The sequence below is a fragment of the Enterobacter asburiae genome (assembly GCA_011754535.1).
In the GTDB taxonomy this organism is placed as follows: Bacteria; Pseudomonadota; Gammaproteobacteria; order Enterobacterales; family Enterobacteriaceae; genus Enterobacter; species Enterobacter cloacae_N.
Genome location: JAAQVN010000001.1, coordinates 455760 through 469934, shown reverse-complemented (window position 1 = coordinate 469934; position 14175 = coordinate 455760). Strand labels below are relative to the sequence as shown.

Below are 14175 nucleotides of genomic sequence, written 5' to 3'. Positions count from 1 at the left end.
TCTCCTTAATTTGTGGCGGTCAACTCACCCGGCTGCGCGGCGCTGGCCGTCTGGGCTGCCCCGCCCTGCGGCGCGGACTGCAGAGGATGCGCCTCAAAATATTTACGTAAACCGTTGTATATCGCTTCGGCAATTTGCTGCTGGTAGCTGTCGCTGCCCAGCAGGCGCTCTTCGCTGTTATTGCTGATAAAGCCCGTCTCCACCAAAATTGACGGAATATCCGGCGAACGCAGAACGCCCAGGCTCGCATGTTCCGGGCGACGCTTATGCAATGCTCCGATGCCCTGCAGCTGATTCAATACGTTAGTGGCGACATCATACCCGACGCGCTGAGAATGACCGAACTGTAAATCCAGCACCGCCTGGCTGAGATACGGGTCAGACTGGCTGTTAGCCAGCACATCACCCGCGCCGCCTAACAGTTCAGACTGTTTCTCATGCTCTTCCAGCCAGTTTGCCATTTCGCTGTTCGCCCGACGGTTCGACAGAACCCATACCGAGGCGCCCGTCGCGTTACGGTTCGGTGCGGCATCCGCGTGAATGGAGACCAGGAAATTGGCGTTTTGCTTACGCGCCACGTCTGAGCGGCCCATCACAGAGATAAAATAGTCGCCGTCGCGCGTCAGTACGCCTTTAAACATCGGATCGTCGTTTAACAACGTCCGCAGCTTGCGGGCCACTGCAATAGTGACATTTTTCTCTCGCGTGCCGCCCGGGCCAATCGCACCAGGGTCCTGACCACCGTGCCCGGCATCAATGGCGATAATCACTTTATCACCGCTGACCGCACGCCGCGCGCTGGACGCCGGACGCGTTACCGTATTGCTGCTGGTTGCCGCGGTGATGCGATCGTTCTGCGATTTAAACGGATTACGCGCAGGTTCCGATGGGCGCGGCGTATAGACCGGCTCTTCCACGCGTTTCGCGACAACCGGTGGCGGCGGAGGCGGCGGAACATCGGCATTGATGGTAAAGACCACCGTATAGTTCGCCCCGTTTTGCTGCTTCACCGCCTTCGTTTTACCCTTTTCGGTCAGATCGACCACCAGACGCAGCGACTGGCTGTCCTGCGGGGTACCCGAACGGATACTTTTCACCAGGTTGTTACCGCTGAACCGCAGCGGTAACCCCTGGATCACGCCAGTCTGTTTGATATCCAGCGCCACGCTGCGGCTGTCTGGCTGTGAAAACGCATATTCAGGATCACCCATAAAGCTGAACGTGATCCGGGCCTGGCTTTCGCCGTTTGACACCTGAATATCCGAAAGGCTTGCCGCCCCGGCCTGCGCGCACAGCAGCACCGTCGCAGCCAACACCCAACCTTTAACGCGACTAATCATTCCGTCATCCCTACTCTTAACCGGCGAGACGCGCCAGTAAGGAACACCCTGATGAGGAAACCGCACTGATGCGAGCCTCACGCCCTTGCGCCTGGTAATCTAAGTGAATTTCGACATCCGGGTCAGGTAACACACCCGCACCTTGTTGCGGCCACTCCACCAGGCAGATGGCGTCGTTGGCAAAATAATCACGGATCCCCATAAATTCCAGCTCCTCAGGATCCGCAAGGCGATATAAATCAAAGTGGTACACCATAAGATTGTCGAGGGTGTACGGCTCGACCAGCGTGTAGGTTGGGCTTTTCACATTCCCGTTATGCCCTAACGCCTGCAAAAAACCCCGGCTGAAGGTGGTTTTACCCGCACCTAAATCACCATACAGATAAATGACGATTGCCCCCTGACAGGCCTGCGCCACGCGCTTGCCGAGATCTAAAGTGGCTTGTTCATCAGGTAAAGGAATCGCTCGATTAGTCATTTTCTACGTCAATCACATCCGGGTTAACAACACGCCGCAGCGTGCAAAAGAGATCGGTGGCCAGCATACCGCGTGTACCCTCTCGCGCAGCAAGCCTGTCAGCTGCCGCGCCGTGGGCCACGCAGCCCGCACAGGCTGCATCATAAAGGGGAAGTTTCTGTCCAAGCAATGCGCCAATGATGCCTGAAAGCACATCGCCCATGCCGCCGCTCGCCATGCCCGCATTTCCGGCATCAATAATGCCCTGCGTCTCGTCACTGGCGACAACGGTTCCTGCCCCTTTCAAAACGGCAACACCTCCGTAACGTTTTACCAGACGCTGAGCAGAAAGTAAGCGATCGCTTTCAATTTCTGCCACGCTGCAGTTAAGCAGGCGCGCGGCTTCGCCGGGGTGTGGCGTCAGAATGCGATTGTGACGCTTATCCGGGTTTATTGCCAGAAGGTTAAGCGCGTCGGCATCCCACAGCATCGGTTTACGAAAATTTTCGACCTTTTGCAGGGCCTGTTTACCCCATGCCTGCTGTCCAAGACCGGGACCAATGACCACCACATCCGCCCATTCGAGGCTTTCTTCAAGCGTCTGGGGCGTAAGCTCATGGACCATCAGTTCCGGTCGAGCTGTAATGATTGGCGTAATGTTCTCGATGCGAGTGAGTACTCGCACTAATCCGGCACCGCTGCGCAGTGCCGCCTCACCGGCCATGCGAACCGCACCTGCCGTACCGCGATCGCCACCAATAATCACCAGCCTGCCGTGGTCGCCCTTATGGGACGTTGGGCGGCGCGGCGGAAGCCACTCTTTTAGCTGCGAGGAATCAAAGCGTGACAGGCGCGTTTCCTGCCCTGCGAGCCAGCTCTCCAGCCCCAGGGCGTTATGGTGCAATACGCCAACCACATCCCGGGCTTTTCCGGTTAACAAGCCCGGCTTCAGAGCGATAAAGGTCACGGTGTGCGCAGCCTGAATAACGGTGCCAGGCGTCGCGCCGGTCTGCGCGATCAGGCCCGACGGAATGTCCAGCGCCACTACCGGCGCGGAGTGCCCGTTAGCGTGTTCAATAAGCGCGGCGATGTTCTCGCGAGGCGCGCTGCGTAGCCCGGTCCCCAGCAGACCATCAACAATCAGATCAACATCTTCCGGCCAGACGATATCAGGGGCATGAATCACGCCGCCTGCATTCAGCCATGCCTCCCGCGCCGCACCGGCCTCTTCCGGCAGGGGCTTATCACTTTCCAGCGCCAGCAAGGTAATGCGGATACCGGCCGCAACCGCGAGACGCGCAGCAACGTAGCCGTCGCCGCCGTTATTGCCGTGCCCACACAAAATCAGCCAGTGAGTGGATTGCGGGTACGCGCCGCGAGCAACATTAAACGCCGCCTCTCCCGCGCGCTGCATCAGTTCATAAAGGGTAATGCCGAGGCTGTCTGCGGCCTCTTTTTCGGCGCGCCGGAGGTCATCCGCATGCCAGATGGAATGTGGTATACTTGCGGGGTTTTTCTTCACCGTATGGTCCGTCATGTCACAGCCCCTCGATCTCAATGAATTAGCGCAAAAAATAAAACAGTGGGGTGCTGAGCTTGGCTTCCAGAAGGTAGGCATTACCGATACCGACCTCTCTGCCAGCGAGCCAAAACTGCAGGCCTGGCTGGACAAACAATACCACGGCGAAATGGAGTGGATGGCGCGTCACGGCATGATGCGTGCCCGTCCACATGAGCTTTTACCGGGTACATTGCGCGTCATCAGCGTGCGCATGAACTACCTGCCTGCCAACGCGGCCTTTGCGCGCACGCTAAAAAATCCCTCTTTGGGTTATGTCAGCCGGTACGCCCTGGGGCGTGATTACCATAAGCTACTGCGTAACCGTTTAAAAAAACTCGGGGAAACTATTCAGCAGCACTGTGTTTCGCTGAATTTTAGACCCTTTGTCGATTCCGCGCCTATTCTTGAGCGCCCGATCGCCGAAAAAGCCGGGCTTGGCTGGACAGGTAAGCACTCACTTATCCTTAGCCGCGACGCCGGATCGTTCTTCTTCCTCGGTGAACTGCTGATTGATTTACCCCTGCCGGTAGACGGCCCGGTAGAGGAAGGCTGTGGCCGCTGCGTGGCCTGCATGACCATCTGCCCGACTGGCGCCATCGTTGAGCCGTACACTGTTGATGCGCGCCGCTGCATTTCCTATCTCACCATCGAGCTCGAAGGAGCGATCCCGGAAGAGTTTCGATCGCTTATCGGCAACCGCATCTACGGCTGCGACGACTGCCAGCTGATCTGCCCGTGGAACCGCTATTCACAGCTGACGGATGAAGAAGACTTCAGTCCGCGCAAGGCGTTACATGCCCCACCGCTGATCGAGCTGTTCGCCTGGACCGAAGCCTGGTTCCTGAAAGTGACGGAAGGTTCCGCCATTCGGCGTATCGGCCACCTGCGCTGGCTGCGAAACGTGGCCGTCGCGCTGGGCAATGCCCCGTGGGATGAAGCAAATATTCAGGCGCTTGAAAGTCGTAGAGGTGAGCACCCACTTCTTGATGAACACATAGAATGGGCGATTGCGCAGCAAATCGAGAAGCGCAATGCCTGCGTGGTCGAGGTGCAGCTTCCCAAGAAACAGCGGCTGGTCAGGGTAATCGAAAAAGGGCTTACGCGGGATGCGTGATATATTCACAGCCTGTGAATAAAAATAAAAACTCAAGCGCCATCTGGACTTGAGAAGAGGTCAAGTGATCTCGCTAACATTTTGAAATGAAAATTTATCCATTAAATACAATGGATTGCAAAGATACTATTCACCCTGCTAACTTTCTGTACGGTTTGGGTAAAGCGCGAATTCTGTGGATAACTCTGTTTACAAGAGTATTTCAGATGCAATAGAAAACGTCCCCAGCGCGTCTTTTCGCTGTGGATATTTTAGAGATGAAGAAGAATTTGGAGCGGGAAACGAGACTCGAACTCGCGACCCCGACCTTGGCAAGGTCGTGCTCTACCAACTGAGCTATTCCCGCTTGGGTGGTCCGTGCTTTAGAAGCACTTTCAAATTTTGGAGCGGGAAACGAGACTCGAACTCGCGACCCCGACCTTGGCAAGGTCGTGCTCTACCAACTGAGCTATTCCCGCTTGGGCAGTCCGTGCTTGAGAAGCACTTTTCAAATTTTGGAGCGGGAAACGAGACTCGAACTCGCGACCCCGACCTTGGCAAGGTCGTGCTCTACCAACTGAGCTATTCCCGCAAATCTGTACTGCTTTTGTTGCTGTCGTAACGTGTAATTCTCTGTCGTTACGGGAGGCGCATTATACGAGAAATCCTTTTAGCTGCAACCCCCCTGAAAGTGATTTTTTCGAAATTCAGTTCAAATGCTTATTTAATCGGCAAGCTGAACAATTTAACGACAAAATCCCGGCCACGCAAGGCGCCGGATCTCAAAATCACAGCTTAATAAAGTTTTCGCGGTAGTACGCGAGTTCCGCCACAGACTCGCGGATATCGTCCATCGCCTGGTGCGTTCCTTGCTTTTTGAAGCCATCAAGGATTTCTGGTTTCCAGCGACGCGCCAGCTCTTTCAGGGTACTGACATCCAGATAGCGGTAGTGAAAGTAAGACTCCAGCTCCGGCATATACTTAAACAGAAAACGGCGATCCTGGCCGATGCTGTTGCCGCAGATCGGCGATTTACCCGCCGGCACCCACTGTTTCAGAAATTCGAGCGTCGCCAGTTCCGCCTCGCGATCGCCCAACGTGCTGGCCTTTACGCGCTCCACCAGCCCGCTTCCGGTATGGGTACGCACGTTCCACTCGTCCATCAGCGCCAGCTGGTCGTCGGACTGATGCACCGCAATCGTTGGCCCTTCGGCCAGGATATTCAGGTTGGCATCGGTGACCAGGGTTGCAATCTCAATAATGCGATCGCGCTCGGGATCCAGCCCGGTCATTTCGAGATCGATCCAAATCAGGTTGTTTTCATCCGCGCTCATGTTATTTTCCACCCTTCTCGCATAACCGGCAGTAGCAGGTTAACTAGTATTAATTAGAGTGTATCATAGAGGTTTTGCCCCTTACGGGCGACCAGGAGCCAGTGCGATTGAGTAAAAATAAACTCTCCAAAGGGCAGCAGCGCCGTGTGAATGCCAATCACCAGCGCCGTCTTAAAACCACTTCGGAGAAGGTCGATTACGACGACAACCTGTTTGGCGAACCAACGGAAGGCGTAGTCATCAGCCGTTTCGGTATGCACGCTGACGTGGAATCCGCCGATGGTGAAATCCACCGCTGCAACATCCGCCGGACCATTCGTTCTCTGGTGACCGGTGACCGCGTCGTATGGCGTCCGGGGAAAGAGGCGGCGGAAGGCGTTACGGTAAAAGGTATCGTTGAAGCGGTTCATGAACGTACGTCCGTGTTAACCCGTCCCGATTTTTACGACGGGGTGAAGCCGATTGCCGCCAACATTAACCAGATTGTTATCGTATCGGCGATTTTGCCTGAACTTTCGCTCAATATTATCGACCGATACCTCGTCGCCTGCGAAACGCTGCAGGTTGAACCGATTATCGTGCTGAACAAAATCGATCTGCTGGATGACGAAGGCATGGCTTTCGTTAATGAGCAGATGGATATCTATCGCAAGATTGGCTATCGCGTCCTGATGGTCTCCAGCCATACTAAAGATGGCCTCAAACCGCTGGAAGAGGCGCTTACCGATCGCATCAGCATTTTTGCGGGCCAGTCCGGCGTAGGCAAATCGAGCCTGCTGAACAATCTGCTCGGCCTCCAGCAGGAGATCCTCACCAACGATGTGTCTGACGTCTCGGGTCTGGGCCAGCACACCACTACCGCCTCGCGTCTGTATCACTTCCCGCACGGCGGCGATGTCATCGACTCCCCGGGCGTGCGTGAATTCGGTTTATGGCATCTTGAGCCGGAACAAATCTTTAATGGATTTGTCGAATTCCATGATTATTTAGGCGCTTGCAAATACCGCGACTGTAAACACGATAACGATCCAGGCTGCGCTATCCGCGAAGCGGTTGAGAAAGGTGAGATTGCGGAGACCCGCTTCGACAATTACCACCGCATTCTTGAGAGCATGGATCAGGTAAAAACGCGTAAAAACTTTTCTGATTCTGACAACTGACAACTAAGCTAAGCATCGCTAAAATCGTCCCCTTTTTTCAGGTTCCGGCGGCTTACCGCCGGATCAGGAACGACAAAACAATGGCCTGGAGGCTACCTTGTTAAACGCATTTAAACTTTCGCTTCAATACATTCTGCCAAAACTGTGGCTCACTCGCCTGGCGGGCTGGGGCGCAAGCAAACGCGCGGGCTGGCTGACCAAACTGGTCATCGATCTTTTCGTGAAGTATTACAAGGTCGACATGAAAGAAGCGCAGAAGCCGGACACCGCCAGCTACCGCACGTTCAACGAGTTTTTCGTGCGCCCGCTGCGCGACGAAGTGCGCCCGCTGAACACCGATCCTAACGTCCTGGTGATGCCAGCAGACGGGGTGATCAGCCAGCTGGGTAACATCGAAGACGACAAAATCCTGCAGGCGAAAGGCCATAACTACAGCCTGGAAGCGCTGCTGGCGGGCAATTACCTGATGGCGGATCTGTTCCGCAACGGCACCTTTGCCACCACCTATCTGTCACCGCGCGACTACCACCGCGTGCATATGCCGTGTAACGGTATCCTGCGTGAGATGATCTACGTGCCGGGCGATCTGTTCTCCGTAAACCACCTGACCGCGCAAAACGTACCGAACCTGTTTGCCCGTAACGAGCGCGTCATCTGCCTGTTCGATACTGAATTCGGCCCTATGGCGCAGATTCTGGTGGGCGCGACCATTGTCGGCAGTATTGAAACCGTCTGGGCTGGCACCATCACCCCGCCGCGTGAAGGCGTAATTAAGCGCTGGACGTGGCCTGCTGGTGAAGAGGAAGGCTCTGTCGCCCTGCTGAAAGGTCAGGAGATGGGCCGCTTTAAGCTGGGTTCGACCGTCATCAACCTGTTTGCGCCGGGCAAAGTGAAGCTGGCTGAACAGCTCGAAAGCCTCTCGGTCACTAAGCTTGGCCAACCGCTGGCGGTCTCTACCGAAACCTTCGTGACGCCGGACGCAGAACCTGCTCCGCTGCCGCAAGAAGAGATTGACGCCGAGCACGACGCCAGCCCGCTGGTTGACGACAAAAAAGACGAAGGCTAACAACAGAAGGATCGCTGACGTGCGCCCGATTATCGTTTTACTGATGGCCTGGTGCCTCAGCATGGGGGCGTACGCAGCGACAGCCCCCGACGCCAAACAGATAACCCAGGAACTGGAGCAGGCGAAAGCGGCCAAACCCGCTCAGCCAGAGACCGTTGAGTCGCTCCAGTCCGCACTGAACGCGCTTGAAGAGCGGAAAGGCTCGCTTGAGCGCGCTCAGCAGTATCAGCAGGTTATCGACAACTTCCCTAAACTCTCGCAAACGCTGCGCGCGCAGCTCGCTAATCTGCGCGATGAGCCGCGCAATGTGCCGGAAGGCATGACCACCGACGCCCTGAATCAGGAAATCCTGCAGGTGAGCAGCCAGCTTCTGGAAAAGAGCCGCCAGGCTCAGCAGGAGCAGGAGCGGGCGCGTGAAATTGCCGACTCCCTCAGTCAGCTTCCGCAGCAGCAAACCGACGCCCGCCGCCAGCTTAACGACGTTGAGCGTCGCGTGGGGACGCAAAGCGGCAATACGCCGCAGGCTCAGGCGCAAAATCTGGGTCTGCAGGCCGAATCAGCTCGTCTGAAGGCCCTTGTGGATGAGCTGGAGCTGGCGCAGCTTTCCGCCAACAACCGCCAGGAGCTGGCGCGGATGCGCTCTGAACTTGCTCAGAAGCAGAGCGAGCAGCTGGATGCGTATCTTCAGGCCCTGCGTAATTTGCTTAACAGCCAGCGTCAGCGCGAAGCCGAGCGTGCGCTTGAAAGCACCGAGCTGCTGGCGGAAAACAGTGCCAATCTGCCAGAAGGTATCGTCGATCAGTTTAAGGTCAACCGCGAGCTTTCTGCCGCCCTGAATCAGCAGGCGCAGCGTATGGATCTGGTTGCCTCCCAGCAGCGCCAGGCGACGAATCAAACCCTGCAGGTGCGCCAGGCGCTCAACACCCTGCGCGAGCAGTCCCAGTGGCTCGGGTCATCAAACCTGCTGGGCGAAGCGTTACGCGCCCAGGTCGCACGCCTGCCGGAAATGCCGAAGCCGCAGCAGCTGGATACCGAGATGGCCCAGCTGCGCGTGCAGCGACTGCACTTTGAAGATCTTCTCAATAAGCAGCCGCAAATTCGCCAGATCCGTCAGGCTGACGGACAACCCCTGACCAGCGAGCAAAACCGTATTCTGGAAGCCCAGCTGCGCACCCAGCGCGAGCTGCTGAACTCCTTGCTGCAGGGCGGGGATACGCTGATTCTGGAACTGACTAAGCTCAAGGTCTCTAATAGCCAGCTGGAAGACGCGCTGAAAGAGGTGAACGAGGCGACGCACCGTTATCTCTTCTGGACGTCCGACGTGCGTCCGATGACCTTCTCGTGGCCGATTGAGATCGTTCAGGATCTGCGCCGCCTGATTTCGCTGGACACCTTCAGCCAGCTCGGACAGGCCAGCGTGATGATGCTGACCAGTAAAGAGACGATTATCCCGCTACTGGGCGCGTTGGTTCTGGTGGGCTTCAGCATTTACTCGCGCAGACATTTCACCCGCTTCCTGGAGCGTTCCAGCGCGCGGGTGGGGAAAGTCACTCAGGATCACTTCTGGCTGACGTTGCGCACCGTGTTCTGGTCGATTCTCGTCGCGTCTCCGCTGCCGGTGCTGTGGATGACGCTTGGCTACGGCCTGCGGGAAGCCTGGCCTTATCCGCTCGCGGTCGCCATTGGCGATGGCGTCACCGCTACGGTGCCGCTGCTGTGGGTGGTGATGATTTGCGCCACGTTCGCACGGCCGAATGGCCTGTTCATTGCCCACTTTGGCTGGCCGCGTAACCGCGTGGCGCGCGCCATGCGCTACTACCTGATGAGCATCGGGCTGATTGTGCCGCTGATTATGGCGCTGATCATGTTTGATAATCTCAACGACCGGGAATTTTCAGGCTCGCTGGGCCGCCTCTGCTTTATGCTGATCTGCGGCGCGCTGGCCATCGTGACGCTCAGCCTGAAACGCGCGGGGATACCGCTCTATCTGGATAAATCCGGCAGCGGCGACAACATGTTCAACCGGCTGCTCTGGAACCTCCTGCTGAGCGCCCCTCTGATTGCGATGCTGGCAGCCGCGGTAGGTTACCTGGCAACCTCGCAGGCACTTCTGGCGCGACTGGAAACGTCGGTGGCGATCTGGTTCCTGCTGCTGGTGGTGTATCACGTGATCCGTCGCGGGATGCTGATCCAGCGCCGTCGCCTGGCCTTCGACCGCGCCAAGCATCGCCGGGCGGAGATCCTCGCTCAGCGTGCCCGGGGTGAGGAAGAGCCAACCCATGTCAACAGCACGGAAGGCACGATGGATGCCGACGAGGTCGAACTGGATCTGGATGCCATCAGTACCCAGTCTCTGCGCCTGGTGCGCTCCCTCCTGATGCTGATTGCCCTTCTGTCGGTGATTTTCCTGTGGTCGGAAATTCATTCCGCGTTTGGCTTCCTGGAGAATATCTCTCTGTGGGACGTGACGTCCACGGTGCAGGGTGTTGAAAGCCTGGAGCCGATCACCTTAGGCGCGGTGCTGATTGCCATTCTGGTGCTGATCATCACCACCCAACTGGTGCGTAACTTCCCGGCACTGCTGGAGCTGGCGCTGCTGCAGCATCTGGATTTAACCCCCGGCACGGGATACGCCATTACGACCATTACGAAATACCTGATACTGCTGTTTGGCGGGATGGTTGGTTTCTCAATGATTGGTATCGAGTGGTCTAAACTGCAGTGGCTGGTAGCGGCGCTGACGTTTGGCCTTGGTTTTGGCATGCAGGAGATTTTCGCTAACTTTGTGTCCGGCCTCATCATCTTGTTTGAAAAGCCGATTCGTATTGGCGATACGGTGACGATCCGCGATCTGACCGGGAGCGTAACGAAGATCAACACCCGTGCCACCACGATCAGCGACTGGGACCGTAAAGAGATCATCGTGCCGAACAAGGCGTTTATTACCGAGCAGTTTATCAACTGGTCGCTGTCGGACTCCGTTACGCGCGTGGTGCTGACGGTACCGGCGCCGTCGGATGCCAACAGCGAAGAGGTCACGCAGATCCTCTACACCGCCGCCGAACGCTGCACGCTGGTGCTCGATAATCCCGTACCGGAAGTGTTCCTGGTCGATTTACAGCAGGGGATCCAGATTTTCGAACTGCGTATTTACGCTGCCGAAATGGGGCACCGTATGCCGCTGCGCCATGAGATCCACCAGCTGATTCTGGCGGGCTTCCGCGAGCACGGTATTGATATGCCGTTCCCACCGTTCCAGATGCGTCTGGAAAGTATGGACGGACGCAAGATGGGTAAAACGCTCACGTCGGCGGCAAGATCGCGCCCGGCGGGCAGCTTGTAATCTTTCTCCCCTCCCTTTCGGGAGGGGCATTTTACCGCTACGCCACTTCCGCGACGTACGCCATTGAACGCCGACGGTAATTCTCATAAATTCCCATCGCCAGCAGCGAGAAGAAGATCGGCCCACCGACCATCCACAGCGAGCTGTTCCAGTCGTTTGCCTCAACCACGGGCTGAATAACGGTAAAGATGTTGGCAAATGCCACGACCAGCACCACCACCGTAGTTGCCAGCAGCGTTGCCGCGCGGGTTTTGAAGATCACAAACGGACGCTCAAGGTCCCGCTTCGCCTTAAAGAACGGGAACGCCAGGGTGAGGAACAGGTACGGCAGCGTCATCGACACGTTCGCCATCAGGGTCAGCTTGTTATAGAACGCAGACGCGGTATCACCGCCAAATGACACCAGCAGAATGAACACGCACACCAGCAGACACTGCATCCACATGGCGTTGGCAGGCATGCCTGCGGTATTCAGCTGCGTCATGCGTGCCGGCCACAGCGCTTTTGGCGTGCCCTGAATGATCGCTTTCAGCGGCGAGTAGATCAGCGTAAAGAACGCGCCGGTATAGGCAAGGAACATCGACAGGCCGGTAATGCGCGCAAACCAGATCCCCATGGTGACCGATGCTTCCGGCGTCAGGTGCATGGCGTTACCCAACGTCATCCCCAGGCTTTTCATCAGCACGTAGGTGATGTTCCCGAGGTTAGTGGTGTCGTTACTCAACACCTGCTGCCAACTGGTACTGACGCCCCAGAGGAAAATCGCCAGCGAGTAGCCGATGGAGATGACGATGGCGGCAAAAATAATCCCTTTGGCGAAATTCTTTTCCGGGTTCTCGGTCTTATCGACCAGCCCGCCTACCGCTTCAATACCGCCGTAGGCAAAAATGGCAAACACCACGAAGGAGAGCATGGCCAGCCCGGACTGATAGCCCGGATTAGGCGATGATACGAAGTTCACCTCCTGCGCGAAGTGCCCGCCGTTCAGGTACAGAATGGCGATACTCGCCAGCAGCAGCACCAGGTTCAGGCACATCACGGAAATACCGCCAACGGCGGTGATACGGGCAATTTTGTTGATGCCTTTTGACGCCACCAGCGTGACCACCACCATCCAGCACACCGCCAGAATACCGACCACCTGCGTGGAGCTCAGCCCCGCCAGAGACCATATCTGCGTTTTATCCGTCCCGAAAAGAAACGTTGAGAACGGCACCCAGACTTTGGCCGCCGTGCTGACCATCCAGACGACGTAGGAGGAGAACCACATAAACGTGCCGATAAACGCGTAACGCGGGCCGATGCTGTTGTTCATCCATGAATAGATACCGCCCTCTTCTGTCCGGTAAGCCGAGCCCATCTCCGCCATCATCAGCGCAAACGGGATAAAGAAGAACAGAGCAGAAACGATATAAAACGGCGTCGCGCTGTAGCCCATCAGATAGAAAGCCGACGGGCTATTGGCAAAGCCAAAGACTGACGTAAAAATCATCAGGATGAGCCCGGTGAGGGTCATCTTTTTGAGTGAGTGGGACATATAACCATCCGAAGAGGAATTAAACTGCGCGGATGGTAGCAGATGACCAGACTAATATTGTGGCTATACGAGGCAATTTAAGAAAAAGACCTGTGTACAGAGAAAATGGCAGTTTTTAATGTTGCCGTGCGGAAATGGAAAGGAATATTGCCACAGGTAATGTATGCCGGGTAAGCGCTGCGCCACCCGGCATTTTTTCAGGCGCGATCGACCGTAAAGGCAATCACATCGCCAAGCTGCTCGGCGTCCAGCGCCAGCATGACCAGACGGTCAACCCCCAGCGCCACGCCGGAGCAATCCGGCAGGCCCGCCTTTAAGGCTTCCAGCAGGTTAGTATCAATCGGCTGCTGCGGCAGACCGCGCGCGGCGCGCTTGCGGTTATCCTGCTCGAAACGCTGCTGCTGTTCGCGCGCGTCGGTCAGCTCGTGGAAGCCGTTCGCCAGCTCGATGCCTTTGTAATAGACCTCAAAACGCTCTGCCACGCGGTGATCTTCGGTGCTGATCTGCGCCAGAGACGCCTGGCTTGCGGGGAAGTGATAGACAAACGTCGGACGTTCTTTACCAATCTGCGGTTCCACGCCGAAGGTGAACAGCAGCTGCAGCAGCGTGTCGCGATCCTCCTCGGTATCCGCCACGTTGCTCAGATCCAGTTTTGCCGCCACTTCACGCAGCTGAGCTTTGTCCGCCGACAGCGGATCGATTTCCAGATGGCGCTGGAAGGCCTGCTGATAGGAGAGCGTTTCGGCTTCTGAACAGTCCAGCACCTGCTGCAGCAGATCGTCCACCTCGTTCATCAGGCGGTACATATCATAATGCGGGCGGTACCACTCCAGCATGGTGAATTCCGGGTTGTGGTGACGCCCCATCTCTTCATTACGGAAACTGCGGCACAGCTGATACACCGGACCGCACCCCGCCGCCAGCAGGCGCTTCATGTGATATTCCGGGCTGGTCATCAGATACAGATTCATGCCCTGAGAGTGGCCAGGGCCAACAAAACGGGTTTCAAACGGGACCAGATGAATATCCGTTACCGTTGCCTGACTCATGCACGGGGTTTCCACCTCCAGGACGCCGCGGTCGGCAAAGAAACGGCGGATCTCCGTCATAATTGCGGCGCGTTTTAACAGATTTGGGATGGATGCGCTCGGCTGCCAGGTGGCCGTTTCGCTCATGAGTTTTTCTCCGATTTCAGACAAGGGCACGAAGTCTACTCGTTAGCAGGGACAGAGACAAATTTTGCGCAGTAAAAAAGCGCATTTCATTTAAGTGGATTATTTCGTG

Annotated in this window: 10 protein-coding genes and 3 tRNA genes; 4 read left to right on the top strand and 9 right to left on the bottom strand. The window is 56.6% G+C overall.

Annotation, left to right across the window (positions count from 1 at the left end):
* Positions 1-5: 5 nt before the first annotated feature.
* From amiB to nnr, 3 genes are read right to left on the bottom strand one after another with little or no spacing between them, the layout of a single operon-like run.
* Positions 6-1340: an N-acetylmuramoyl-L-alanine amidase AmiB gene (amiB, locus tag HBM95_02160; GenBank protein ID NIH41747.1), complete on the bottom strand. Its 1335-nt coding sequence runs from the start codon at positions 1338-1340 to the stop codon at positions 6-8.
* A 16-nt stretch (positions 1341-1356) separates the two neighbouring features.
* On the bottom strand, positions 1357-1818 hold the full coding sequence (gene tsaE, locus HBM95_02155) for a tRNA (adenosine(37)-N6)-threonylcarbamoyltransferase complex ATPase subunit type 1 TsaE (protein ID NIH41746.1): 462 nt from the start codon (positions 1816-1818) through the stop codon (positions 1357-1359).
* On the bottom strand, positions 1811-3334 hold the full coding sequence (nnr, locus tag HBM95_02150) for a bifunctional ADP-dependent NAD(P)H-hydrate dehydratase/NAD(P)H-hydrate epimerase (GenBank protein ID NIH41745.1): 1524 nt from the start codon (positions 3332-3334) through the stop codon (positions 1811-1813). Before nnr ends, tsaE begins: the two co-directional genes overlap by 8 nt.
* Here nnr and queG point away from each other — a divergent pair.
* Entirely contained in the window at positions 3333-4472 is a 1140-nt protein-coding gene (gene queG / locus HBM95_02145; protein ID NIH41744.1) for a tRNA epoxyqueuosine(34) reductase QueG, read from the top strand. The genes nnr and queG overlap by 2 nt on opposite strands.
* A gap of 270 nt (positions 4473-4742) precedes the next feature.
* Here queG and HBM95_02140 read toward each other — a convergent pair.
* The 4 genes from HBM95_02140 to orn form a co-directional block, all read right to left on the bottom strand.
* Positions 4743-4818, bottom strand: a tRNA-Gly gene (locus HBM95_02140).
* Between the two features lie 36 nt (positions 4819-4854).
* Positions 4855-4930: transfer RNA gene (locus HBM95_02135), tRNA-Gly, on the bottom strand.
* A 37-nt stretch (positions 4931-4967) separates the two neighbouring features.
* Positions 4968-5043, bottom strand: a tRNA-Gly gene (locus HBM95_02130).
* Positions 5044-5239: 196 nt separating this feature from the next.
* Positions 5240-5785 carry an oligoribonuclease gene (gene orn / locus HBM95_02125; GenBank protein NIH41743.1) on the bottom strand — a complete coding sequence of 182 codons (546 nt, stop codon included), beginning with the start codon at positions 5783-5785 and terminating at the stop codon, positions 5240-5242.
* A 74-nt stretch (positions 5786-5859) separates the two neighbouring features.
* On the opposite strand from orn, the gene rsgA reads away from it, so the two are divergent.
* From rsgA to mscM, 3 genes are all read left to right on the top strand, one after another.
* On the top strand, positions 5860-6945 hold the full coding sequence (gene rsgA, locus HBM95_02120) for a small ribosomal subunit biogenesis GTPase RsgA (GenBank protein ID NIH41742.1): 1086 nt from the start codon (positions 5860-5862) through the stop codon (positions 6943-6945).
* A 97-nt stretch (positions 6946-7042) separates the two neighbouring features.
* Positions 7043-8011 (top strand): phosphatidylserine decarboxylase, encoded by a 969-nt coding sequence (gene psd / locus HBM95_02115; protein NIH41741.1) that lies wholly within the window; start codon positions 7043-7045, stop codon positions 8009-8011.
* 19 nt (positions 8012-8030) lie between these two features.
* Positions 8031-11354 carry a miniconductance mechanosensitive channel MscM gene (mscM, locus tag HBM95_02110; protein NIH41740.1) on the top strand — a complete coding sequence of 1108 codons (3324 nt, stop codon included), beginning with the start codon at positions 8031-8033 and terminating at the stop codon, positions 11352-11354.
* Between the two features lie 37 nt (positions 11355-11391).
* Here mscM and yjeM read toward each other — a convergent pair whose 3' ends face one another.
* Both yjeM and epmA read right to left on the bottom strand, forming a co-directional pair.
* Entirely contained in the window at positions 11392-12891 is a 1500-nt protein-coding gene (gene yjeM / locus HBM95_02105) for a glutamate/gamma-aminobutyrate family transporter YjeM (GenBank protein ID NIH41739.1), read from the bottom strand.
* 197 nt (positions 12892-13088) lie between these two features.
* Positions 13089-14066 (bottom strand): elongation factor P--(R)-beta-lysine ligase, encoded by a 978-nt coding sequence (epmA, locus tag HBM95_02100; protein ID NIH41738.1) that lies wholly within the window; start codon positions 14064-14066, stop codon positions 13089-13091.
* Positions 14067-14175 lie beyond the last annotated feature (109 nt).

Excerpts from the sequence above, each read along its gene's own strand:
- amiB (NIH41747.1), bottom strand. The coding sequence starts at position 1,340 with ATGATTAGTCGCGTTAAAGGTTGGGTGTTGGCTGCGACGGTGCTGCTG.
- tsaE (NIH41746.1), bottom strand. The coding sequence starts at position 1,818 with ATGACTAATCGAGCGATTCCTTTACCTGATGAACAAGCCACTTTAGAT.
- queG (NIH41744.1), top strand. The coding sequence starts at position 3,333 with ATGTCACAGCCCCTCGATCTCAATGAATTAGCGCAAAAAATAAAACAG.
- nnr (NIH41745.1), bottom strand. The coding sequence starts at position 3,334 with ATGACGGACCATACGGTGAAGAAAAACCCCGCAAGTATACCACATTCC.
- orn (NIH41743.1), bottom strand. The coding sequence starts at position 5,785 with ATGAGCGCGGATGAAAACAACCTGATTTGGATCGATCTCGAAATGACC.
- yjeM (NIH41739.1), bottom strand. The coding sequence starts at position 12,891 with ATGTCCCACTCACTCAAAAAGATGACCCTCACCGGGCTCATCCTGATG.
- epmA (NIH41738.1), bottom strand. The coding sequence starts at position 14,066 with ATGAGCGAAACGGCCACCTGGCAGCCGAGCGCATCCATCCCAAATCTG.